Annotated in this window: 20 protein-coding genes and 1 other annotated feature; of the genes, 17 read left to right on the top strand and 3 right to left on the bottom strand. The window is 48.0% G+C overall.

All coding sequences use genetic code 11. The features are described from left to right. Positions 1–69: 69 nt before the first annotated feature. Positions 70–1,359, bottom strand: a complete 1,290-nt coding sequence (locus tag Q4Q52_RS14165) for an FAD-binding oxidoreductase (protein ID WP_311990899.1) — start codon at positions 1,357–1,359, stop codon at positions 70–72. A gap of 449 nt (positions 1,360–1,808) precedes the next feature. Here Q4Q52_RS14165 and Q4Q52_RS14170 point away from each other — a divergent pair, with 449 nt between their 5' ends. The 3 genes from Q4Q52_RS14170 (at position 1,809) to Q4Q52_RS14180 (ending at position 4,833) form a co-directional block, all read left to right on the top strand. Then, on the top strand, positions 1,809–2,456 hold the full coding sequence (locus tag Q4Q52_RS14170; RefSeq protein ID WP_311990900.1) for a DUF938 domain-containing protein: 648 nt from the start codon (positions 1,809–1,811) through the stop codon (positions 2,454–2,456). A 39-nt stretch (positions 2,457–2,495) separates the two neighbouring features. Next, complete coding sequence (locus tag Q4Q52_RS14175; protein ID WP_311990901.1) at positions 2,496–2,618, top strand: hypothetical protein; 123 nt, start codon at positions 2,496–2,498, stop codon at positions 2,616–2,618. A gap of 226 nt (positions 2,619–2,844) precedes the next feature. Further along, the gene (locus Q4Q52_RS14180) at positions 2,845–4,833 is read left to right on the top strand and encodes a TonB-dependent receptor domain-containing protein (protein WP_311990902.1); all 1,989 of its coding nucleotides are present in this window, start codon (positions 2,845–2,847) and stop codon (positions 4,831–4,833) included. 169 nt (positions 4,834–5,002) lie between these two features. Here the strand turns inward: Q4Q52_RS14180 and Q4Q52_RS14185 are convergent, their stop codons facing one another. Beyond that, complete coding sequence (locus Q4Q52_RS14185; RefSeq protein WP_311990903.1) at positions 5,003–7,012, bottom strand: ATP-dependent DNA helicase; 2,010 nt, start codon at positions 7,010–7,012, stop codon at positions 5,003–5,005. 497 nt (positions 7,013–7,509) lie between these two features. Between Q4Q52_RS14185 and Q4Q52_RS14190 the strand changes: the two genes are divergently transcribed. The 14 genes from Q4Q52_RS14190 to Q4Q52_RS14255 all read left to right on the top strand — a co-directional run bounded on the left by Q4Q52_RS14190 (position 7,510) and on the right by Q4Q52_RS14255 (position 23,602). Next, the gene (locus Q4Q52_RS14190) at positions 7,510–8,487 is read left to right on the top strand and encodes a transposase (RefSeq protein ID WP_311990935.1); all 978 of its coding nucleotides are present in this window, start codon (positions 7,510–7,512) and stop codon (positions 8,485–8,487) included. 794 nt (positions 8,488–9,281) lie between these two features. After that, positions 9,282–9,401: a sequence feature (His leader region), on the top strand. A gap of 197 nt (positions 9,402–9,598) precedes the next feature. Continuing rightward, complete coding sequence (hisG, locus tag Q4Q52_RS14195; RefSeq protein ID WP_006086295.1) at positions 9,599–10,498, top strand: ATP phosphoribosyltransferase; 900 nt, start codon at positions 9,599–9,601, stop codon at positions 10,496–10,498. Positions 10,499–10,501: 3 nt separating this feature from the next. Continuing rightward, complete coding sequence (gene hisD, locus Q4Q52_RS14200; RefSeq protein ID WP_311990904.1) at positions 10,502–11,824, top strand: histidinol dehydrogenase; 1,323 nt, start codon at positions 10,502–10,504, stop codon at positions 11,822–11,824. Between the two features lie 60 nt (positions 11,825–11,884). Continuing rightward, positions 11,885–13,084, top strand: a complete 1,200-nt coding sequence (gene hisC / locus Q4Q52_RS14205) for a histidinol-phosphate transaminase (RefSeq protein WP_311990905.1) — start codon at positions 11,885–11,887, stop codon at positions 13,082–13,084. A 100-nt stretch (positions 13,085–13,184) separates the two neighbouring features. After that, on the top strand, positions 13,185–14,276 hold the full coding sequence (gene hisB, locus Q4Q52_RS14210; protein WP_311990906.1) for a bifunctional histidinol-phosphatase/imidazoleglycerol-phosphate dehydratase HisB: 1,092 nt from the start codon (positions 13,185–13,187) through the stop codon (positions 14,274–14,276). A 31-nt stretch (positions 14,277–14,307) separates the two neighbouring features. Further along, on the top strand, positions 14,308–15,120 hold the full coding sequence (gene hisH, locus Q4Q52_RS14215) for an imidazole glycerol phosphate synthase subunit HisH (protein WP_259522645.1): 813 nt from the start codon (positions 14,308–14,310) through the stop codon (positions 15,118–15,120). Positions 15,121–15,190: 70 nt separating this feature from the next. Beyond that, positions 15,191–15,928 carry a 1-(5-phosphoribosyl)-5-[(5-phosphoribosylamino)methylideneamino]imidazole-4-carboxamide isomerase gene (gene hisA / locus Q4Q52_RS14220; RefSeq protein WP_311990907.1) on the top strand — a complete coding sequence of 246 codons (738 nt, stop codon included), beginning with the start codon at positions 15,191–15,193 and terminating at the stop codon, positions 15,926–15,928. After that, entirely contained in the window at positions 15,910–16,683 is a 774-nt protein-coding gene (hisF, locus tag Q4Q52_RS14225) for an imidazole glycerol phosphate synthase subunit HisF (RefSeq protein ID WP_006081894.1), read from the top strand. Before hisA ends, hisF begins: the two co-directional genes overlap by 19 nt. A gap of 54 nt (positions 16,684–16,737) precedes the next feature. Continuing rightward, positions 16,738–17,379, top strand: a complete 642-nt coding sequence (hisIE, locus tag Q4Q52_RS14230; RefSeq protein WP_311990908.1) for a bifunctional phosphoribosyl-AMP cyclohydrolase/phosphoribosyl-ATP diphosphatase HisIE — start codon at positions 16,738–16,740, stop codon at positions 17,377–17,379. A 557-nt stretch (positions 17,380–17,936) separates the two neighbouring features. After that, positions 17,937–19,124: an aromatic amino acid transport family protein gene (locus Q4Q52_RS14235; protein WP_311990909.1), complete on the top strand. Its 1,188-nt coding sequence runs from the start codon at positions 17,937–17,939 to the stop codon at positions 19,122–19,124. A gap of 141 nt (positions 19,125–19,265) precedes the next feature. After that, entirely contained in the window at positions 19,266–19,388 is a 123-nt protein-coding gene (locus tag Q4Q52_RS14240) for a hypothetical protein (protein ID WP_311990910.1), read from the top strand. 148 nt (positions 19,389–19,536) lie between these two features. Next, positions 19,537–23,010, top strand: coding sequence for a YdbH domain-containing protein (locus Q4Q52_RS14245; protein ID WP_311990911.1), 3,474 nt, complete (start codon positions 19,537–19,539; stop codon positions 23,008–23,010). A 13-nt stretch (positions 23,011–23,023) separates the two neighbouring features. Further along, entirely contained in the window at positions 23,024–23,242 is a 219-nt protein-coding gene (locus Q4Q52_RS14250) for a YnbE family lipoprotein (protein WP_006081898.1), read from the top strand. A 24-nt stretch (positions 23,243–23,266) separates the two neighbouring features. Continuing rightward, positions 23,267–23,602, top strand: coding sequence for a YdbL family protein (locus Q4Q52_RS14255; RefSeq protein ID WP_259562897.1), 336 nt, complete (start codon positions 23,267–23,269; stop codon positions 23,600–23,602). A 332-nt stretch (positions 23,603–23,934) separates the two neighbouring features. Here the strand turns inward: Q4Q52_RS14255 and Q4Q52_RS14260 are convergent, their stop codons facing one another. After that, positions 23,935–24,441, bottom strand: a complete 507-nt coding sequence (locus tag Q4Q52_RS14260; RefSeq protein ID WP_311990912.1) for a hypothetical protein — start codon at positions 24,439–24,441, stop codon at positions 23,935–23,937. Positions 24,442–25,047: the final 606 nt, after the last annotated feature.

Genomic DNA, 25,047 nt, shown 5'->3' on the forward strand with positions numbered 1-25,047 from the left:
TGTATTGTGGTGCCGTCTGTTATTGAGCATATTGAACAAACGAAGCGATAACAGACAAGACGCCGCAAACTAGCGCCAGTTTTCCCGTAAAGTGTAATACAACATGCCTAACGCCAGCGCTTGATTGCCGAACCATTCATTTAACGGAATACGGATATGGCGCATGCCGGCAAACAGATCAAATTCACGCAATTGTCCGTCCATCGCATTGGCCATGATCTCAGCCATAATGTGTGATGTCGCCACCCCATGCCCAGAATATCCTTGGCAGTAGAATACATTAGGCGATACTTTGCCGAGCTGCGGGATACGGTTAATCACAATTCCTGCCATTCCCGCCCAGGCAAATTCGATATCAACACCCTTTAATTGCGGAAACGTGCGCTCAATTGCAGGCCGTAATTCCGCCGCCACATTTTTAGGATCGCGGCCGCTGTAGTTAGTGCCGCCACCGAACATCAACCGTTTATCTGCGGTCAGGCGATAGTAATCCAGCACAAAGCGACAATCGTACACGGCTAAATCCTGCGGATTAATCTGCGAAGCGATCTCATCGGGCAGAATCGCCGTGGCACAATTGCCTAAGGACGCTGGAAATAACATGCCACGCAGTTGAGGGCGCGCGAGTTTATGGTAGGCATTCCCCGCGATCAGCACGCTATTGGCGCGCACTTTTCCCTTGGCGGTGACAACGGTAGCAAGATCGCCCTCCTCAATATCGAGCACGGGCGAGTGTTCAAAGATCAACGCCCCAAGACCTGCTGCGGCGCGGGCTTCACCCAGGCATAAATTGACTGAGTGCAAATGCATGTTGCGTCGATTAACTAAGCCGCCGTGATACAAGGGTGAGCCTAAATAGGCGGGCATTTCATCGGCTGATACCAGCGTCATAAACTCCCCCATGCCGCGACGCTGCGCTTCATCATGCATCGCCTTGAGCTCCTGCATGTGCTGCATCTGGTAAGCGGTTTGGATATGACCAAATTTTAAATCACACTCTATGCCGTACTTGGCCACCCGATTTTTAATAATGTCATGGCCGCGCCAACGTAAATTCCACACATAATCTTCAGCTTCATTGCCAATCTGGCGGCGCAGTTGTTTTGTCATCGCAGCATCGCCAGACAAACTACCGGTCACCTGCCCGCCGTTGCGTCCGGTTGCGCCCCACGCAATTTTGTTAGCTTCAACCAGTGCCACCTTGTAGCCCTTCTCGGACAATTCCAACGCCGTTGCTACACCGGTAAACCCACCACCGACAATCGCCACATCGACGCGAATGTCACCTTCTAACTCAGGATAATTCGACTCTTGGTTTATGGTGGCATTGTAGTAGGAGGCGCAACGCTCTGCTGGCATAGTCATTCCTTGATGTTGAAAGTTAAATATTAAAAGCTGTGTGCTGGTAATGGGTGTTGAGTCTTAGTTTATAGGCGCGAGTGTTAACACGTTTTCCGCCGACGGTTGTTTTATATTTTTTACACGCGTTCAGAATTTGAGAGTATATCTGAGTTAAGATCGAGGTCAATAGTGGATTGAGTTAACCGCTTGCTGGACATAACAAAGGGAGTTGGGCTGGTTTCTGCTTGACGAGCCTGAAATCGAAAAGCTTGAGATGAAAGTATCTGAAATGGCGGCCCTGTGATTATGGAGCTAGAGATTAAGGAGCCAGAGATTAAGAACATGAGCTTAGGCGCCGAATATTAAGGCGTGGCTCATTTTATCTTTTAAGCCTTATGCTTTTTGCTGGTTTAAGATAGGCTTGTGCGGCGTCATCCTCTTTTTATCTCAGCAACCTAGAGTCCATTATGCCACGATTGCCAATTGCCCAGCCACTTAGCCAACTGCCGTTTTCACAAGCGTGCGAAAACAACAAAGCGCCGATTTTAGCCGTATTAACGCAGGCATTCTCACTCAACCAACATGTGCTCGAAATCGGCAGTGGCACAGGCCAACATGCCGTATTTTTTGCAACAAATCTTCCCCATTTAATCTGGCAAACCAGCGATAAAGCTGAGTATATTGAGATCATTAGCGCAAGGTGTGAGCAAGAAGGCGGGCTATTAAAAGCAGCGGCAAATCTAGCTTTACCGCTTATCCTTGATGTTACCGCGCCATGGCCGGTGGAGGGATTAACACCTGATATTGATGGCGTATTTACTGCGAACACTTTGCATATTATGAGCAAAAATATGGTTGAAGCGTTTTTTACTGGCCTTGGTCTGTATCTCCCCCAACTCAAGACCCTGTGCATTTACGGCCCCTTTAACTACCAAGGCGAATTTAGCAGTGACAGCAATCGCCAATTCGATAGCTTTTTAAAACAGCGCGATCCCGCCAGCGGCATTCGCAATATCGAATGGATTTGCAGTTTAGCCAGCGAGCAAGGCTTAACACTCAAGCAAGATGTCGCTATGCCCGCCAATAATCGACTGCTGCATTTTGTTAGGGGCTAGCATTTTGTTAGAGGCTAGTTTTTGTTAGGGGCTCGTTTCTTGTTAAAAGCTAGCTTTAGTTTAGTCCGTTTTGGCCTCAGCAGTTCTGTGCCCATAGCTCAGCACTCGGGTGGCTTTCCACTGTTCGCCCTGTTTGCGCCACACAATGACAAAGTCGGCTAGACCATCACAATTACCCATTGCAAAACTGCAAAACGGTGAACACCAAAGATCAAATAAAAGTGTCAGTTTCGTGGTGCAAGCTGCGATCCACAACTGACATACCCACCATCATACTGTTATCAAAGAGTGAAATTTACATGGTATTTACACATAAGCGCGATCTTAGATCTTGAAGCAATATTTAAGAATAATTATCATTCGCCGAAATTATCCAAGGAAGAATGATATGTCCCGCTTTATCTGCCGTACTCGCAAAACAAGTCATACATCCGGTGCAGCTCTGTCACCTAAACTGAGCCTGCTATCGCGCGCCATTGGCTTAAGCCTGTTGTTACCCGCTGCATGGGCAACTGCCGCAGCTCCCCAAGATGCCACGCCAGAAATGGAACGTATGGTGATCACAGCTACGCAAACTCAGCATTCGGAACTGTCGGCGCCCGCTTCTGTGTCTGTGATAAATCGCAGTGAACTCGAAGCGCTAGTGATCGACGATCTGGCCAGTGCAGTGCGTTATTTACAGGGCGTGAACATCAGCGAAGGCACGCCCTATGGTCGCAATGAAATTAGCCTGCGCGGACTGGATTCGGACTACACGCTGATCTTAATCAACGGCCGCCGAGTCAACTCCCGCGAAGCGCTAACCTCAAGTTATGGTAACGATTTTGACTTATCATCCATTCCCATGTCTGCGATTGAGCGTATCGAAGTCGTGCGCGGGCCTATGTCATCCCTTTATGGCTCCGAAGCTTTAGGTGGCGTGGTTAACGTGATTTTGCGCCAACCCACTGACGACTGGCAGACCAGTGTCGGCGTGCAATACGATACGCCCACCAGCGGCAAAGGTGGCGACAGCACTAAGTACAATTTCTACACCAGCGGCGCGCTGATCAAAGATAAATTACTGGCAAACTTAATCATCGACAGCAATAAACGCGATGCATGGCGTTCAGACTTAAAGCCCCCAATCGATGCGCTAGAAGACAGAGATGAAATCAGCGCCCTCGCTAACCTGCAATGGTTGATTGATAGCCAACAAGATCTGCAATTTGACTTAAGTTACGCCAACGACGAACGCGAGTCGGATTGGAATAACTACGGCACTATCCTCACCAATAACCAACAAGCCGAGCGGATAAGCTCAGGTTTAACCCACAATGGCCACTGGAATTTTGGTGATACTCGCCTGCGCTATTACTATGAAAATGTTGAGGTTACCGACGACTCAGCGCTGATCGCCGAGATTGGGCATATCACCCAAACCAACCACAATCTCGACGGCCAAACCACAGTCTTACTGGGGGATCACATGTTAACCAGCGGCGCGGAATACCGTTGGACTCAGCTTGAAAACAGCCGCAATATTTTGGGTGATGGCACCTTAGACGACAGCCAGTCAGCCTTGTATCTGCAAGATGAATTTAGCTTAGGCGAACTCAATATCACCTTAGGCGGGCGTGTCGATCACCACGATGTGTACGGCACCGAATTTAGCCCACGCCTGTATTTGGTGTATAACTTAAGCTCTGAATGGGTGATCAAAGGTGGCGGTGGTAAGGCATTTAAAGCGCCGAATATGTCGCAATCCCAAGCCGATTATATTATCCCAGCTTGTCGCGGCGCCTGTACCGTCGCGGGCAATCCAGATTTACAAGCCGAAACCTCAGTGAACTACGAGTTATCGACCCAATATCAAACCACGGATTTTGGTGGCTCAATCACCTACTTCCACAACGATGTGGAAAATAAAATCATCACAGAAACTTGGGGTAGAACGCCCGGCGCAGTGTTAACTTACCAAAACGTGAACGAAGCCAAGATCACCGGCTGGGAACTACAGGCTTGGTACGATGTAAGCGACACAGTAAGCTTTAGCGGTAATTACAGTAAAACCGATGCCGAAGATAAGCAAAATGGCGCGCCTTTTACCCTAACGCCGGATGACATCTACAACCTTAAACTGCAATGGCAGGCATTGGAGGGCTTATCCACCTTTATCGCCTACCACTACACTGGCGATCAGTATCTACGCACCAATGTAAAATCAGAAGGTTATGGTTCACTCGACCTAGGGGCAAATTACCAAATTAATCCTATGTTCAGAGTCAAACTCGGCGTCACTAACCTAACGGATGCTGAGCGCGACCAAGTGGCTACCGATCTTGATTACATTCAAAAGAGCCGCAGTATTTATGCGGGCGTAACGGCAAATTTCTAATCGGCAATCTGCCACACACATGGGGTTATTAAGGTGAAAATGGGCTTGCGAAACTATCGCAAGCCCATTTTTTATGAATTCGTTGTAAGCTTTCGAACTTTTAGAACACTTCCCCAAGCGAGCTGCCTTAAGGGATTTGTTTTAAGTGATCGGCTTTAAGGGAGCAGCTCTAAGGGATCTGTCTTAAAAATTCCAGCGCTTTATCTAGGTCACGGGTGCGCGCCATTGGCGGCAGTGAGTTTAAAAAGGCTTGGCCGTAATAGCGATTCACAATGCGATTATCACAAAGGATCAGCACACCGCGATCTTTTTCATCACGAATAAGGCGGCCAACACCTTGTTTCAGCGCAATAATCGCCTGAGGTAACGAGACTTCAGTAAAAGGATCGAGTCCCTGACGACTCACATTATCAGCTCGGGCGCGATACAGGGGCTCATCGGGCGACACAAAAGGTAATTTGTCGATAATCACGCAGCTTAACAATTTACCGCGCACATCCACCCCTTCCCAAAAACTGCTGGTACCGAGCAACACCGCATTGCCGAGTTGGCGAAACTTAGTCAGCAGACTCTGTTTACCCGCTTGGCCTTGTACCAGCAGCGGATAATGAGTGCGAGTTCGCAGTGCCAGCGCCGCTTGTTCGAGCATTTTATGGCTGGTAAATAAAATAAAAGTCCGTCCCTGCGCCGCTTCTATCGCTTGTACGCACACCTCCACCAGCTGTTTTAACGCTTGCTGTTGATTGGTTACGCTGCCAAGTTGTCTTGGCACACAAAATACCGCTTGGCGCGGATAATCAAAGGGACTGTCGAGAATGCTTTGCTGCGCATCGACGATGCCCATTTCTCGGGCGAAATGGGTAAGGCTGCGATTAACCTGCAAAGTTGCCGAAGTAAATATCCAGCTGGTTTCCGGCACAAATAACTGCTGGCACTCACGGGCAATATTGATGGGTGAAATTCGCAGCACCACAAAACGACTACCAAATTCAATGCTGTAGGCAGCCAGATTATTATCACAGTTAAAAAACACACTGAGCTTGTTATTCAGCTCCGCCAAGTTGATGGCGATATCATCTAACAATTCACTGCGGCCAATATGGGCCATTAATAAATTTTGCAGCGCAGTTAATTCCGCTAATAAATCCCATGACGCCGCAGCGAGCGCTTTATTGCCCAGCACTAAACGCCAGTCGGATTCACCGCAGGAATATAACTGATTATGCCAGTCACTTAATTTAGCGAGGCAACGCTGACAAAATTGGGCGAGTTGCCCCGTGTCACTGAGTTCGGTCTGATAAATAGCGAGTAGCTTTTGAATAAAATCATCGATAGTGCGACTAGAACATTGCTGGCCAAAATAGTTAACGCAAATATCGGGCAATAAATGCGCTTCATCGAAAATCACTACGTCGGGATCGGGCAGTAACTCGGCAAAGCCCGTGTCTTTCAGTACGCTATCGGCGAAAAATAAATGGTGGTTAACCACAATAATTTTGGCATCCATGGCTCGGCTGCGCGCCTTGCGGGTAAAGCAGGCATCATAAAAATCGCAGCGCTTACCAATACAGCTTTCTTTGGTACTGACCACGAGCGGCAGCGCCGAGGAATTCTCAGGTACTGAGGTTAAACCGCCAATATCACCATCTTTACAGGTGCTCGCCCACTGATTGATTTTCAACAAATCATCCAACAAACGCGCATCGATATGTGTCGCCTCGCTCATTTGCTTATCGAGTCGCCACTGGCACAGATAATTATTGCGCCCCTTTAGCAGCGCCAGTTTGGGCTCAATTCCCAACATGGCGACCAGTGCGGGTAAGTCTTTAAAAAACAACTGCTCTTGCAGATTTTTACTGCCCGTACTGACGATAACTTGCTTGCCGCTCAATATCGCGGGGATCAAATATGCAAAGGTTTTACCCACCCCTGTGCCCGCCTCAATCACCACATTACTCTTAGACGCTATCGCCTCACTCACTTGCTGCGCCATTTGCATTTGGCTTGTTCGCGCACTAAACCCTTGAATGTGCTTAGACAATACTCCATCGGGCAAAAATGCGCGTTGCACTTCAGACGCAAGTCGGCTCACCGCAGCAGCGCCTTTTGCGGCAGCAGGCTTAGCCACTATTTCTTTAGAGGGAGCATGCTTTGATGTCGGTTGGCGGGAGCGAGTCAAAGGGAGAATCAATCCTTAATCAAGGTGTTAGGGAGCGTTATAAAACAATGTAGTAAGGCCACACTATAAGCTGCTGAGCGAGTGCATTGTAATGACTTAATTAACCACAAGTACTGGTTAGTGCCGCAAACCGCGGCCGTAAACAATAGCGTTAAGCTTAACAGCTCGAAGCATTATGCTGATTTGAGATAAGACTACAAGTTAGCAAGGATAATTTCGCAGGTTCTTTCCCTCGCGCCATACATGAGCCACCATTTAAAGCTGTTCATTATGGGTCGTCAGTTTTGATACAAAGCTCCCAAAACAAGATACTTGAGTACGCGCAGCATTAATTGCCATTGTTTCCCCAGTGACTCGCCATAAACTCGTCGCTGAAGGCTCGACAGTTTTTCTAAGCCACCCATTGTTAATTATTGTGAATTTGATGGTGCTTCTTGGTGAGTCACCAATTTAGCAACTAGGCTTAGTGTCTGTTTCCCCGCACAAGGAGTGTGATGATGCCACAGCCAAGGAGAACTCAAGTCAGTTTGGAAGATACGCCTTTTTATCACTGCTGTAGTCGGGTAGTCAGACGTGCCTATTTATGTGGTGAAGACCTTTTCTCTGGTAAAAATTACGACCACAGACGTGAGTGGGTAGAGCAGCAATTACTTAAACTGGCTCAGGTTTTTGCTATTGATGTTGCAGCATATGCAGTGATGAGCAACCATCTGCACTTGGTACTTTGTGTGGATATTTTCCAAGCCAATCAATGGAGTGATAGAGAAGTGCTTGAGCATTGGCATCAAGTATTTAAAGGCACTGAATTAACACAACAATTTGTCAAAGGGCACGTTGTTGAAGCCCATGACGTGGCTAACCTTAAACACCATATCGCCCTATACCGCAGTCGCTTAAGTGATATCTCTTGGTTTATGCGAGCGTTAAATGAACCTATCGCCCGTAAGGCAAATCAAGAGGATAACTGCACTGGACGTTTCTGGGAGGGCCGTTTTAAATCCCAAGCCCTACTCGATGAGACGGCAGTACTCGCATGTATGACCTATGTTGACCTCAACCCTATCCGCGCTCAACTGGCCACAACACCAGAAACCTCGGATTTCACCAGTATTCAACGGCGTATCCGTGCGGCACTAGCAGGCAAACAACCTCAAACATTATTACCTTTTATCGGTAATGAGCTGGACAATATGCCTAAAGGGCTGCACTTTGATTTACAAGAGTATCTACAACTTGTCGACGATACCGGCAGAATTATTAGCGATGATAAACGTGGGAGTATCAGTTCGAGCAGTGCTAGCTTACTGAGTCGCCTTAATATTCCGCCTGAGCATTGGCTTAAGCTCACTCACCATTTCGGACAGCTATTTAAAGGTCCTGTGGGTACTTTGCAAGAACTTACTTGTTACTGCGAACACCTTGAAAAGCGACGAAGGCACTATCGACACAGCTGCCAGCATTTAATGGCAAGCTGACCGAAGCAGAGATAAGTTAGTGTGCAAATTGATTAATCCACCGCAGTGGAGAATATGGCTCGAACTTAATCCATCCAATTTCAGCTAACTATCGGCAAATTAATACAAAACGACCAAAAATTCCTCGGAAATGTGACTTTCAACCTCTGTAAAATACCTTTGGTAAATGCGACTTAGGTGTTGTAGGTTATGTTTCGCATCATGGGTGGCTTGGAAATCTTACCACGCCATACATGAGCCGCCATTTAAAGTTGTTCATTATGGGTCGTCAGTTTTGATACAAAGCTCCCAAAACAAGATACTTGAGTACGCGCAGCATTAATTGCCATTGTTTCCCCAGTGACTCGCCATAAACTCGTCGCTGAAGGCTCAACGGCGGCATATATGGATATATTCACGGCGTGTCACTGGAATGACTGTGCTTAATGATTACATACACATTGACTTCACGACTTTCTCGGTCATTGGAACAGATTACGCTGATACTAGTTCGGCACGACTTACCAACACATTTCGGCCCACTTTAAACATTCCGCCAACAAATAGACTCAATCGCTTTATTTAGCGATAACCCTCTGCCTTTCACAAAAACGCATAAATATTCTCATTTAATTCAAATTGGCTGTTGCAAAGGCTCTTAAAAGCGGTTAGTTTAAATCCACTTATACGGATAGACGTCCGTAACAACGCATTCAAGGCTACACTGTTTTTCGACTGCACTTTATTTCGAACAGTTGGGCCAATAACGTTAAATACCGAGAGAGTAAAATGAGCCCACTACTGAACGCTATCCACCACCATCACCACCATATGCGGTAGCCTTCGGACGCTCACTGCCGGAGGACTATATCCTTCTGGCGGACTGATTCAAGATAATCAAAAACCCCTGGAAGGAATTCCGGGGGTTTTTGCTTTTAGACGTTAATTTTGGTTTTAATTTTGATTTTAATTTAATAAGAAATTTTAGATATTTTATAAATTATCAATACGTTAGCTAGAGCACTTAACTAGAGATCTTAGCTAGAGCCCATTGAACGGCAGGCGTATTAAACCGATTAAACAACACACTTTTGAATCTTTTAATTTTGATACTTTTGAGCGAGATAACACTATGACTGAATCGAACCGTTTACGCATCGCCATCCAAAAATCTGGTCGTCTTTCTACTGACTCTCAGCAACTTCTAAAAAGCTGCGGTGTTAAATTTTCCATTAATGAACAACGTCTTATCGCTCATGCTGACAATATGCCTATCGATTTACTGCGCGTTCGTGATGATGATATCCCAGGACTTGTGATGGATGGTGTGGTTGATATGGGGATCATAGGTGAAAACGTGCTCGAAGAGGAACAAATTGAGCGTCAAACACTGAACAAGCCCGCAGATTGCCTCAAACTGCGTCAGTTAGATTTCGGCTCATGTCGCCTCTCGTTAGCCGTACCGACAGAATTCAGTTACGCCGATGCCTCCTCGTTAGAAGGACTGCGCATCGCCACGTCTTACCCGAACCTGCTGCGCCGTTTTATGCAACAAAAAGGCATAACTTATCGCGACTGTATGTTAAAAGGCTCGGTTGAAGTCGCCCCACGTGCCGGCCTTGCCGATGGGATTTGTGATCTCGTGTCGACGGGCGCCACCTTAGAGGCCAACGGTTTATACGAAACCGAAGTGATTTACCGCTCTATGGCCTGCATCATTCAGTCGACCCAAACCCAAACGCCGACTAAACAAGCACTCATCGACAAAATTCTGTCCCGCGTCAATGGCGTTATCCGCGCCCGTGAGAGCAAATACATCCTGCTGCACGCGCCAACTGAAACCTTAGACCAAATCGTCGCCCTGCTGCCCGGTGCTGAAAACCCCACCGTATTACCATTAAATGATGATACTAACCGCGTCGCTATCCACGCCGTCAGTACCGAAGATTTGTTCTGGGATACCATGGAACAGCTGACCGCACTCGGTGCCAGCTCGATTCTGGTGATGCCAATCGAAAAAATGATGGGGTAATGTATGGAAATCCTAACTTGGTCAACCTTATCAACCGCCGAGCAGAAAACGGCGCTGAAACGCTCGCCCTTAATTGGTGACAGCGGCTTAGAGCAAAGCGTTCGTGCCATTCTCGATGCGGTGGCAACGCGGGGTGATGCCGCCATTACCGAATTTAATCAAAAGTTTGATGGCTTCAATAGCGCGACCATAGCTGTAAATGGACAAGGAAGTGGCGAGCTGCGCATGGGTGAAGCCGAGATTGCTGCGGCAAGCGCACGGGTATCGCCAGAGCTGAAAGCTGCGATATCCAAAGCCATGGCGAACATAGATGTGTTTCACAGCGCCCAGCAATTTCGCCCAATTGATATGGAAACCGAGGCGGGAGTACGCTGTGAGCTACGTAGCGAACCAATTGAAAAAGTCGGTTTATATATCCCCGGTGGTAGCGCGCCATTAATTTCTACCGTGATGATGCTTGCCCTGCCCGCCAAGATCGCCGGCTGCGAACAAAGAGTATTGGTCAGTCCACCGCCGATCAACGATGCCATTATCTATGCCGCCAATGCCTGCGGGATCACTGAAATCTATCAAGTGGGCGGCGCGCAGGCCATTGCGGCACTGGCCTTTGGCACGGAAACGATTCCGGCAGTTGATAAGATTTTTGGTCCTGGTAACCGCTATGTGACTGAAGCTAAGCGCTTAGTGTCACAGGATGGTCGCTGCACTGTGTGTATCGATATGCCGGCAGGTCCTTCTGAGGTGTTAGTGATTGCCGATAGTGACGCCAATTGCGAATTTATCGCCGCCGATTTACTTTCGCAAGCGGAGCACGGCCCTGATTCACAAGTGATTTTAGTGACGGATTCGCAAGCTATCGCGGACGGCGTCAATGACGCGCTGACAAGACAACTCGCCGTCCTGCCGCGTTGTGATATAGCTACAACGGCGCTCCTCAGCAGTCGCACCTTTGTTGTGGACGATATGCTGCAAGCCGCGCAGGTTTCTAATCAATATGGGCCTGAGCACTTGATCATTCAAACGCGCTTTCCACGTGAGGTATTGAAAAACATTCGCGCCGCTGGCTCAGTGTTTTTAGGCGCTTATACACCTGAATCAGTTGGCGATTATGCCAGTGGCACCAACCACGTGCTGCCGACTTACGGTTACAGCCGCGCCGTGTCGAGCCTGTCATTAGCCGATTTTAGCCGCCGCTTTACCGTGCAGGAACTCAGCGCTAAGGGCTTAATCGGATTGGGGCAAGCGGTCATGACGTTAGCCAGTAACGAATTGCTCGATGCGCACAAAAATGCCGTAGCCATTCGTCTAGCTAGCCTAGAGAAATGATCCGCCTAGATCTTAAATGATTAGCGCTTAAGTGATTGAAAATAGAGCTGAGTGAAGAAAATGAGCCAAGTGAGCAGCATGGAAAAAACAGCAGAACCCGCAGCATTAGCATCGATGTTAGCACCATCAACGTTAGCGCAATCGGCGTCGCTAAATTTAGCAGAGCGCCTAGCGCGCCCTGAGTTACTGGATTTAACGCCCTACCAGAGTGCCCGCAGGCTGGGCGGTCGTGGTGATATTTGGATCAATGCCAACGAATCCCCCTTCAATAATGTCGATACGGCAGCACTCGATTTATCAAAATTGAATCGTTACCCAGAATGCCAACCGCCGCAGCTTATCAATGCCTACAGCGAATACAGTGGCGTAAGCGCCAGTAAGATAGTCGCCAGCCGCGGCGCCGATGAAGCGATTGAACTGTTAATTCGCGCCTTTTGTATTCCAGGCGTCGACAGCATCGCCTGCTTTGGCCCGACGTACGGCATGTATGCCATCAGTGCGAACACCTTTAATGTGGACGTTAAAGCATTAAATCTCAGCGCGGAATATGGCTTGCCGTCAAGCTATGCCGTGGACGTTCGCGGCGCAAAACTGGTGTTTATCTGCAATCCCAATAACCCGACTGGCACAGTGATCGACAAAGCCATTATCGAGCAAGCAATCAAAGCCCTGCCCGATTCGCTTGTGGTCATCGATGAGGCCTATATTGAGTTTTGCCCCGAATACAGCGTGGCGGATTTGCTGGAAAGCTATCCGAATCTGGTGGTACTGCGCACCCTGTCAAAAGCCTTCGCACTCGCCGGCGCACGCTGTGGTTTTATGCTGGCAAACGAGGCCGTAGTCGAAATCATTATGCGCGTGATTGCGCCCTATCCTGTGCCGCTGCCCGTGAGTGAAGTCGCCACACAGGCGCTATCAAGCGCTGGCATTGCGCGGATGAAAGTGCAAGTTGCACAATTAAATAAGCAAGGCGCCAGACTCACAGCGGCGATCAGCGCTTATTGTTCAAAATCGAATAGCTCAGATTCTCGAGCCCGCGTGCTTAAGCCTAACGGCAATTATGTGCTGGCTGAATTTGATGATGTCGCCAAGGTCGCGGCGTTACTGCAAGGCAGCGGTGTTGTCGCTCGCGCCTACAAAGATCCAAGGCTTGCCAAGGCTATCCGCTTTAGCTTCAGTTCAAAGGCGGATACCGATGTGTTAGTGAATTTATTTGAATCGCAACGCACTGAGCAATCACCAGAAACGAATAATAAGTAACTGAACATAAAAACTAATAAAACCAATAAAAAGCGAATGCAGCACTGAAGGTAAATCAGGTTAAGCATTAGCTAAACGAATTGAATTTGAAGGTAGAGCCATGAACCCACAATTTATCCCGAACGTTGCACAAAAAATTCTGTTTATCGACCGCGATGGCACCTTGATTGAAGAACCCGTCACCGACAAACAGGTCGATAGTCTGGCTAAATTAGTGTTTGAGCCACAGGTGATCCCCGCTTTGCTACGTCTGCAAAAGGCAGGATTTCGTTTAGTCATGGTCAGCAATCAAGACGGCCTTGGCACACCGTCTTTCCCGCAGGAAGATTTCGACGCGCCCCACAATATGATGATGCAAATCCTCAAAAGCCAAGGGGTGAACTTCGAAGATGTGGTGATTTGCCCGCACTTTAACGATGAAAATTGCAGCTGCCGTAAACCTAAGCTTGGGCTAGTAAAAGACTATCTCACCCAAGGCTGCATCGATTTCACCCAATCAGCTGTGATTGGTGATCGCGAAACCGATGTGGAACTGGGCAATACCATGGGCATTAAAAGCCTGAAATATCAACGCGACACGTTGGGCTGGAACGCCATCGCCGATGCGCTGCTCAATAAAGGCCGCACCGCAACGGTCGTGCGTACCACCAAAGAAACCGATATTCGTGTGACTGTGGATCTCGACAGTTCAGTCAAAGGTAAAATTGATACAGGCATTGGCTTTTTCGACCACATGCTCGATCAAATTGCCACCCACGGTAATTTTAGAATGGATGTGAAAGTCGATGGCGATTTAGAAATCGACGATCACCACAGCGTCGAAGACACTGCGCTAGCCATAGGTGATGCCCTTCGCCAAGCGCTCGGTGACAAACGCGGCATTGCCCGTTTCGGCTTTAGTCTGCCGATGGACGAAGCCAAGGGCGAATGTCTGCTGGATATCTCTGGCCGTCCTTTTATCAAATTCTCGGCCGATTTTGAACGTGAGCACGTAGGCGAAATGGCCACAGAAATGGTGCCACACTTCTTCCGCTCCTTTGCCGATGGCCTGCGCTGTACGCTGCATGTGTCGACCGAAGGCGATAACGATCACCACAAGGTTGAAGCCCTGTTTAAAGTGCTCGGCCGCGCGCTACGCCAAGCAGTTAAAGTTGAAGGCGATATTCTGCCATCGAGCAAAGGCGTACTTTAAGGCATCAGCATAAATCGTTTAAGAGGTTAGGATGCAACAAGACACTCTATTAACAGCTGGCCAGCAATTAACAGCTAGCCCGCAATTAACAGCAAATGAATCATCAGATGCTGAAACCGTCATCATAGACACGGGCTGCGCCAATTTAAGCTCAGTACGTTTCGCCTTCGAGCGTTTAGGCGCTAAGGTATTGGTCACAGACGATAAAGCCAAAATCAAAGCGGCAAAACGTGTGGTGCTGCCGGGTGTGGGCACAGCGGGTGCCGCCATGGCGTCCTTACATGAAAAAGGCTTGGTCGAACTCATCCAAGGCCTGACTCAACCTGTGTTGGGCGTATGTCTTGGCATGCAAATGTTGGCGGCAATTTCTAAGGAGCGCGGCGGCAAAGGTCAAGATTGTGAGTGCTTAGGCATAATCCCAACCGACATTTGTGAGCTGGATACGCAGTTACTCAAAGCTGAAAGCCTACCTTTGCCGCACATGGGCTGGAACCAACTTAAGCTCACGACAAACTCACAAGGCGCCAACAGCCCTAACGTTCACCCGCTGTTTGCGGGTATTGAAGATGGCAGTTATGTATATTTCGTCCACAGTTACCGCGCGCCGTTGAGCGAATTTACCTTAGCCGAATGTACCTATGGTGAAGGCTTTAGCGCCGCCATCGGCAAAGGCAACTTTATGGGCGTACAGTTCCACCCCGAAAAAAGTGCCGCCGTGGGCGCGCAAATTCTGCGTAACTTTTTACAGATGGACGAGTTACAGATGAACGAAGCTCTGATGAACAAAGCGCTGCGAAGCAACTCTGCTGATGGCCAAGCGGGTGTAAATAAGGCTGACCAATGAATAAATTACTCATCAAAAAACCATTTATTAATAAATCACTTACAAACAAATCAACCAAGGATTTAAGCTTATGATTATTCCTGCAATTGATTTAATTGATGGCAATGTCGTCCGCCTCTATCAAGGTGATTACGGCCAGCAGACCACCTTTGATTTAAGTCCTTTGGCGCAGCTGCAATCCTATGAGGCTCAAGGCGCGAAGTGGTTGCATATCGTTGATTTAACAGGCGCGAAAGATCCCGCTAAACGCCAAACTCTCCTTATCAGTCAACTCGTGGCGGGACTAAACGCTAATATTCAAGTGGGCGGCGGCATTCGCACGGAAGAGCAAGTCACTGAATTATTAAATATCGGCGTAAAACGTGTGGTGATTGGCTCACTGGCGGTGAAAGAACCTGAGTTAGTCAAACAATGGTTTATCAAATACGGCAGCGAAGCGATTTGCCTCGCACTCGATGTCAATATCAACCAAAGCGGCGAGAAAATTGTCGCCGTATCCGGTTGGCAAAGTGGCGGCGGTAAGAGTTTAGAATCCCTCGTAGAAACCTTTAGCGCGGTCGGCTTAAAGCATGCGCTAGTAACTGATATTAGCCGTGACGGCACCTTAACGGGCGCGAATACCGCGCTTTATCAAGAAATTGCCGCGAGTTATCCCGATATCGCTTGGCAAGCCTCCGGCGGTATTGCAACCCTTGAGGATGTTGCCGCCGTGCGTGATAGCGGCGCGGCGGGCATCATTATAGGCAAAGCCTTGCTTATCAATCAGTTTAACGTGGTGGAGGCAATCCAATGCTGGCCAAACGACTAGTCCCCTGTTTAGATGTCAAAGACGGTAAAGTAGTGAAAGGCGTACAGTTTCGTAACCACGAAATTGTCGGTGATATCGTGCCCTTAGCCGCGCGTTATGCCGAAGAAGGCGCCGATGAGCTGGTGTTTTATGACATTACCGCCAGCGCCCACGAACGTGTGGTCGATAAATCTTGGGTGAGCCGCGTGGCCGAGCAGATTGATATTCCCTTCTGCGTGGCAGGTGGCATTAAAACAATTAGCCAAGCCCGAGAATTATTAGCCTTTGGGGCGGATAAGATTTCAATTAACTCGCCCGCCTTAACCGATCCGAGTTTGATCTCACGCCTGCAGGACGAGTTCGGCCGCCAGTGTATCGTGATTGGCATCGACTCCTTTTTCGATGCCACCAGCAACAGCTATAAGGTAAAGCAATTTACCGGCGATGAAGCGGCGACTAAAGATACCCAATGGTTTACCCAAGACTGGGTTGAAGAAGTGCAAAAACGAGGTTGTGGTGAAATCGTGCTCAATGTGATGAACCAAGACGGCGTGCGCGGCGGTTACGATATCAAGCAGTTAAGTCTTGTTCGCGCCATCTGCGACGTGCCGTTAATTGCCTCGGGCGGCGCTGGGACTATGGCGCATTTCCGCGATGTATTTATTGAAGCCAAGGTCGATGCGGCGCTGGCAGCGAGCGTATTCCACAAGGCGATTATCAACATTGGTGAATTAAAAGCCTATTTAGCGGCCGAAGGGATCGCGATTAGACGCTAGAGCGGTTCTAGGTTCTAGGTTCTAGGTTCTACAAACAAATTAAGAGTGAACACTATGTCAACGCAAACAAACACTAAAGCGGATTTTAGCGAGCTGGATTGGGACAAACAGGATGGGCTTATTCCTGCCGTGATCCAAAATCACTTATCGGGCAAGGTATTAATGCTCGGTTACATGGATAAGGCCGCGCTGGAAAAAACCTTAAGCACAGGTGATGTGACCTTTTTCAGCCGCTCAAAACAGCGCTTGTGGACTAAGGGTGAAACCTCGGGCAATACGCTAAAGTTGGTGGCTATCGATAAGGACTGCGATAACGACAGCCTGTTAGTGCAAGTGATCCCCAACGGCCCAACCTGCCACAAAGGCACCGAAAGTTGCTGGTTAGATGACAATGCGCACCCATTTTTGAACAACCTAGCCAGCTTAATCACCTCGCGTAAAGGGCAAAGTGCCGATTCCAGCTACACGGCGTCTTTGTTTGCGCGCGGCACTAAACGTATCGCCCAAAAGGTCGGGGAAGAAGGTCTTGAAACCGCCCTTGCCGCTGCGACCCACGATAAAGAAGAGCTGGTTAACGAAGCCTCAGATCTTATCTATCACTTGCTGGTATTGCTTGAAGATCAAGACTTAAGCCTCAGTGACATCACAGCAAACTTGCTGGCAAGACATCAAAAGGCACTGCAGAGCAAAGCATAATCTGCTCACTGGCTCTGATATCACGCTGGTCGCTTACATCTTGAAATGCCGCACACCTAAGCCAAGTCTGCGGCATTTTTTATCTTGCCATAAATCGAGCTAACTCCTCTTTCCTTCCTCTCGTTGACCATAAACTCAGCGTGAGTTAGGCATGTCTTCCAGCTTAGTCACATGACAAAAAACAAACAAAATACTGCTGTAATGGTTGACAAGTACACCTCAATTCCCTAAGGTAGCCTCCGTTGCCGTTAGGTTATTAAGGCAAGGCATAAAAACACTTATCCGTTTTTACTCAACACACGCTAAGGCAAGTTTTATGTGTTTCACAGCATTTTATACTCCCTATCTGTAGCCGCAATGGCATAGATAGGCTCCCTCGCCTGACCTTCCATTGTGGCCATATCCTTTCGGATCCGCTGAGCGCCACTGTCTCATTTGCTTAAATCATTTTGTGTTTGAATCGTTTCACATTGAATCGCATCAAAATATTTTAAGACAGTGACTTTCGGATCAAATCTTTAGCTCTTTTTCATCCGACACGCTTTTGAGATTATGTTATGACACAGAATAAAATTTTCGGCAGTTTGCTGCTTATCGCAGGCACCACAATTGGCGCGGGTATGCTGGCTTTGCCTATCGCATCGGCGGGACTTGGTTTTGGCACGTCCTCCGCCATCATGTTGATCCTGTGGGCGCTAATGGCCTACACGGCACTGCTTATGGTGGAAATCCATCAATTCGCCCCCAGCGATGCCAGCCTAAATCACTTGGCGCAACGCTTATTGGGTCGTAAGGGCCAGTTGATCGCCAATAGCGCCTTGATGTTTTTACTGTACGCCCTTTGCGCCGCCTACATTGCCGGTGGCGGTGAGCAAGTGAACCAAAAGCTGAGCACTTGGCTAGGGCTAAGTTTGCCACCACAGGCGGGCGCCATCCTGTTTACCCTGCTGATTGGGGCGATTGTGGGCATGGGAACTCACTGTGTGGACCTTATCAACCGCGGTTTGTTTGCCCTTAAGCTATTGGCATTACTGCTTATGTTGGCCTTGTTACTGCCGCAGGTAGAAAGCCCACATTTGCTTGAACTTCCGCTCAACCAAGGTTTGATTATTACGGCTATTCCGGTGATTTTTACTTCCTTTGGTTTCCACGGCTCGATTCCATCAGTGGTGCGCTACTTAGGCGTTGAAGTCAAAGCCCTGCGCAGGATCATGCTACTCGGCTCCGCTTTACCACTGGTCATTTATCTTTTGTGGCAAGTAGGTAGCCAAGGCGTATTGAGCCAAAGCCAATTGCTCGAAAACCAAAGTTTATCGAGCTTTATCAATCAACTGGCAAGCGTACTGCACAGCGAATACTTAAGCAGCGCGATCAGTTTGTTTGCCGATCTCGCCCTTGCGACTTCGTTTTTAGGGGTGAGTTTAGGCTTGTTTGATTTTATAGCCTCGACCTTAAGGCGAGAGGATAACTTTTCTGGCCGTAGTCTGACCGCTGCCATCACCTTTTTGCCGCCCTTAGGTTTTGCGCTTTTCTACCCACAAGGTTTTATCACAGCCCTGGGCTACGCGGCGATTGCACTGGTGATCCTCGCCATCTTTTTACCCGTGGCCATGGTGTGGACACAGCGCAAGATGCGAGATGCTGCCAATCTGCCGACGGGATATCGGGTCGCGGGCGGTAAGTTTGCCCTACTGCTCGCCACACTTTGCGGAATCGTGGTGATTGGCGCGCAGATGTTTAGCTAGCTCCAATTCACTAACCAAAAGTTAGTTAGCCCTATTCGCTAGCTCGAATAACAGATTAGGTACAAGAGCCTGTAAAGCTTCAACTATTGACAGCGGGCTCTTGTCTATTCGATGATCCTTTCACATTAGTCAGCTAAGCCCTTGAGTGTTAAACTGCCTCTGATGCTCGTGCACGCTGCGACAGCGGCGACAGCGGCGACAGCGGCGACAGCGGCGACAGCGGCGACAGCGGCGAAGAAGACGGATCCTAGAGTCAGTGACTAAAGACGGTTACTAATGTCAGTTGCTAAAGTCAGTTGCTAAAAAAGTACCTCAGCAAGATACCGATGCACAGCAGGCGTGATTGTATTTGTGCAATGCTAAGGCACAAGTTTGATCAGGGCTCAGTGAATAAGGAAAGAAGTCGAACCCAATGCCAATCCACAACAAGCCAAGCCGTAGCAGTGTCTCTGATAGCAAGGCACCTCAACACGAGGCAACGGAGACATCCGCTGGCCCTCACACTGGTGCTGCAGGTTCTGGAACGTATGCCACTGTAGCAACACAAAGCCGCCGTAAATTCCCACTGAAAAAGACCTTATTGGCGACCAGCTTAACGGGCATCTTGGCGGGCGTGGCGTTAACTGTGTGGATTGTGAATTCTCAGGCAGAAAAACTGATCATGCAGGCGGCAAACTTTGCTCTCGTAGGCATGGACAGCGAACTGATTAACATTGAATTAGGGAAAAGTCAGTTAGAACATTGGCGCATTACTTCTGCCAACCTTAGGGTGCATGACAGCCATATCAGGCTGAATAACCTGAATATTCAGCTAAAACTTGATTGGCCGCAGAGCTTTGCTGAGCTGAAACAGTTCAGCCAAATCGCTTACCTCACTCAAAAAATCACCCAAATCACGACGGGTGATATTGAAGTCGAGTTAGGGCAATCGCTATTTTTACCTAATCGAAATGCCATCGATGAACAAGGCCCCGCCTTAGCCTTAGATATCAAATCATTACCCCTCATCGATATCGGCAAAACCAGCCTTATTCTCAAAGCTCACCAACTCGACACCCACAATGATTTACCCGCCTATCGTTTGGTGATGGACAAGTTGAGCCTTAACGGCGCGGGGGAAATCAACAGCGAGTTTAGCCACGAAGGTGAAAGCATCGCCAAACTCAAAGCCACACTCGCAGCCCAACAGTGGCAACTGGCAAGTCAGATTGCACTCGCGCCGCTGCTTACAAGCTTGCATCAAATCAGCCTGAGGCAAGCGCAAGACAGTGTGCTGAGTCCGTTAACGGAACTTGATAAAGAGTGGCAAGCATTAGCGATTGATCTACAAGGTCAATTAGTGTCCGACAGTCGTATCACATTGACCTCGGGCGAACTTATCAGCCAGCACCAGCTAATTGATCCTAAGCTGACCTTTAATCAGTTGGCGGCGTTAGAACTTGCGCCAAAACCCGAGCTTGGGTCAAAACCTACGTTAGCATTTAAGATTGCCGGACATTTAGCCGAACTTGACCTAAGCCTTGAACCCTTGACCTTAGCCTTGACGCCAAATGCCGCGCAGCAACAGCGATTGATGCAGCTGCTCGATAAGACGCTGGCTAAACCTTTAACTCAGCCTCCATCCAACTCGGCAGCCAAGCCCGCTTCGGAGCAAGTGTCTAATCAAGTTGAAAATCAGACAGCGAGTCAAATCGCGAAGCTACTGTCAGGGCTCAAAAGCACAGAGGCACCAGTGGGAATCGCGCTGACATTAAGTGAAGCCCTGCATTATCCGCTGACTCAAATCCAGCAAGATGCACAGAGTCAACCGCTTAAGAATGAGCCGCTTGATAATAAGCCGCTTGATAATAAGCCGCTTAGCTTCAAGCTTCCCCGAATTCAACTAAAAACCTTAGGCAGTAAACTCGATACTCAAATCGATTTGGCCAATGTTGAAGTGGTCAAGTCCGCCGAAACGCTGTCATTCAAAACAGATTGGCGCCTTAACGCTAAACAAACCAGCTCACTGCAATTATCTGAATTGTGGGCGAATACGCCCCAAGATCTCAGCTGGAATAGCAGCCAGTTAACCACTGCGGGCAAATTGAGCCTTAATCAGACACCAAGCTCAACCGAATGGCAATTCATTACGACGCCTATCGGCGCTGCCACCCAAACACAGCAAAATGCCGGCGACACGCTGCAGTTCACTGTGGGCGAGCTTAAACAGCTCAGCGCTCAAGATAACAATGCGGCTAAACATGCCGATGTGAGCCTTGGCAGTATCACAATAAACGCCCTTGCACCGCTTACCGTAAGCTCACAACGCAACTCAAATACCAGCTCAGCACAAACTTCAGTGCCCGCGTCCGATACTGCAAACCAATTAACACTGGCCTTACCGCCTTTGAACTTGGCACTGGAGCAGCTGCATTTTTCGCAAACCACACAGACGGTTGTTAGTGAAACAGCAGCTGTTGATACAAAAAAGGCTGAAACAACTGCTGTTGAAACGAAAGTGACAGAAGCTAGCGCTGACAAAAGCACAAACACGAGCATCACAACTAAAACCGATATGAGCGCGGGCAGTTTCTCGATTGCATTCCAAAAAGCCATGTCATTTGAGTTTAAGCCCGAGGTCGAAGCCCCACTCGACTCGCTGCTCACAGCCACTTGGCAAAATCAACTCGAATGGCAAGCCAATCAGCTCAATATCGAAAAACAGCTCAGCAGCAAAGGTCGAAGCCGTAAAGAAACCGTACTCAAGCTAGACAAGTTAACGCTGGCACAAAGCTTAGATTGGAAAAATAATACGCTCTTTGGTGATGAGCACTGGCAAGTGGGCACGGTTAAGCTGCAAAGCCAACACAAGCTGAACCTTGCCACCGCGAGCAAACCTCTAGTGCTGACGGGTCAATGGGTTGTCGACACCAGCATGACCGAGGCATTGTCCTTGCTCAATCAAACCCAGCCCTTGCCTGCTGAGCTTAATGTCACGGGTCATAACCAATTACAGGCACAGTTTAATTTAACCCAACAGCGCAATCAGACCCAATTTGCCATGCAAATTACTCAGTCGATGACCGAACTTGAAGGTTTTTATAAGGACACCACCTTTGAGGGAGGGAAACTGCAGGCGCAATGTGAGTTTACTTGGGGCCAATCTCATAAAAAACCGCAGGATAAAGGCTATTTTAGCAGTCTCAGTAAGCTCAATTGTCCGCAGACACTGATGACCTTTAACCTGTTTGATCCTGGCTTTCCACTGACCGATATCGAAGTGGAAGCCGATATCGCCCTTGGTAAAGATGCCGAGAAACTGCCCGACAATTGGATACAACAACTCACAGGCTTAAGTGACACCGATGTTTCCATGACCGCCAAAGGTAAAGTACTCAGCGGCCAGTTCCTGCTACCAGAATTTAATCTGAAATTGCAGGATAAATCCCATGCGTATCTGCTGCTGCAGGCCATGAGTCTGGAAGAGGTTCTGCGCATTCAACCGCAAATTGGCGTCTATGCCGATGGCATATTTGATGGCGTATTACCCGTCGATTTAATCAACGGCAAAGTGTCGATCACAGGCGGTCAACTCGCCGCCCGCGCCCCCGGCGGCTTAATCGCCATTTCGGGTAATCCGGCGGTTGAACAGATGCGCCAATCTCAGCCATACCTAGATTTTGTCTTTTCGACGCTAGAACACTTACAATACAGTCAATTATCAAGCAGCTTTGACATGGACCAAGCCGGTGATGCTAAGCTACTCGTCGAAGTGAAAGGCCGCAGCCAAGGGGTTGAACGTCCTATTCACTTGAATTACTCTCATGAAGAGAACATGCTGCAATTATTTAGAAGTCTGCAAATTGGTAATGACTTGCAGGACAGAATCGAAAAATCAGTGAAGTAACAAGGAAACCTCAGTGAAGATAATTCAATTACAGCAAGTTAGCCTAGGTGCCCGAAGCGCGCTTGTCGCATTGTTCGCACTCGCCGCATTGCAGGGCTGTGCGCCCACAGTAAAAATAGAACCGCCGGATAAACCTATCGTGATCAATCTCAATGTGAAAATTGAACATGAGATACGGATCAAAGTGGATAAGGAATTAGACCAACTCCTGTCAGACGATAAGCTGTTCTAATTTAATAAGAATTGAGGAATCACCATGAAATCAATCCGACTCAAAACAAAGTTATTATTGCTATTAACCCTCAGCTTCTTAAGCCTCAGTGCTTTTGCCATGTCACTTCAAGACGCTAAATCACAGGGCTATTTAGGCGAACAAGCCAACGGCTACTTAGGATTAGTGCAAGCCAATCCCGAAGCCAAAGCCGTGATGGACGACGTAAATAACAAACGTCGCGCCCACTACGAAACCATCGCTAAGAAGAACAAACTCTCCCCTGCCGACGTCGCTAAGCTCGCCGGCGAAAAAGCCATAGCCGCCACAGATAAAGGCAACTATGTGCAAGATGCCAAAGGCAAATGGATTAAAAAATAATCCGCTTTTAAAGCGCACTAGCGCATAAAAGCAAAACGAATAGACATAAACAAAACGCCTGCAATTGCAGGCGTTTTTGTTGATGGAGTTTGATTATGCACACTCATTGCAGTGACACGCCGTCCTATTTCCTAGTAAAAAGCATACCTAAAAGCTCGACCATCATATCCCTGTCACGAACGATCATTTACGTGATTGTGCTTAATCTCATCAACCCCTGCGTATACTGGTAACCAAATTTAACAATGGGTGTCTTATTAAATTCGGGCTTGTTCAACACTTGGGATAAGGTCGCCGCTACGCGCGACCTATCCTTATTTGTTATAAATCGCTCACTTTCTCGGCTTCGGCTTTACTCTTGCTTCACTTGCAACCTGACTGCTAGAAAATGTTGAGCTATGGACATCAGGCTCATCAAAAACAATTACATGCTTAGAAGCAAGCCCATCATCTTCACCTTGAAGGTATGTTCGGATCTCTTTCAAAAGAGAGCGAACATCCTTTGAGCCTTTCTGGTGAACTAAAGAATTTGATAAGTCTTCAGCTAACTCTTTCGGAAGCCAAAGATAAGCTTGAAACGACAACCGGTTTAATTGGTGGTAATCAAGCTTTCCGTTTTTCTTTATCCATTCGGCTAGTAATTCTGCGACTACTTCACCTTTAAGCCGCACTTCCCTCTGACTCTCCACTTCTAGCATTTTTAGATCATATTCATGCTTGATAGAAGCCTTTAATCTTTCAATAATCCAGTTGCGGGAAATATAACCGATTAGACCCAATATGCTCACGGTAGATATAGAGCCAATGATACTAACTGCAAAAGGGCCTAAATTTTCCACGAATTTTCTCCGAATTTATAACGCCGCCAACACGGGCCGAGCGACAGCGAGGTCCAGCCCAATGCGTTTTTTTGCATTGGGCTATTGTGCTTGGCTTTGTTATGTTTTAAGTAAAGACAAATTAGGATCACTTTTTACAATAGCCAGTTTTACCGTCCGTTCTTGGAGAAATTAGGGTAACTTCTGGGGAGTTAGATGCGCGTGTTCGGTATTCACACATACATTCTGGACAGTAATACTCTTCAGGCTCTTCGTGCCCTTTTTGACCGGGCGCCACAACTTCAAACACTGCCCCACAGTGACACTCTTGAGTATGTCGTGATTTCTCATAACCATAATTTGATTCGTAAGGGTTACTCATTTTAGATCCTTATTTAATTTGACTCGCGAAACTGCCTAGAAACATAACGTCTTAGTATTTATGCGCTGCGCTGTTTACCTCATTAAACCAGTAAAAACGCGCATGATTAACTATCTGTAATAAAAGGAACTTGCCAGCTTTTGTTTAGATATGCCATCAGCAAAAATGACATACACGTTTTTCAAACCTATTATCTCAAGCTATCAAAAAAATAAGTTATCAAAAGACCTGACACCCATAACTCT

The organism is Shewanella sp. SP1S2-4 (assembly GCF_031932075.1).
Lineage (GTDB): Bacteria > Pseudomonadota > Gammaproteobacteria > Enterobacterales > Shewanellaceae > Shewanella > Shewanella baltica.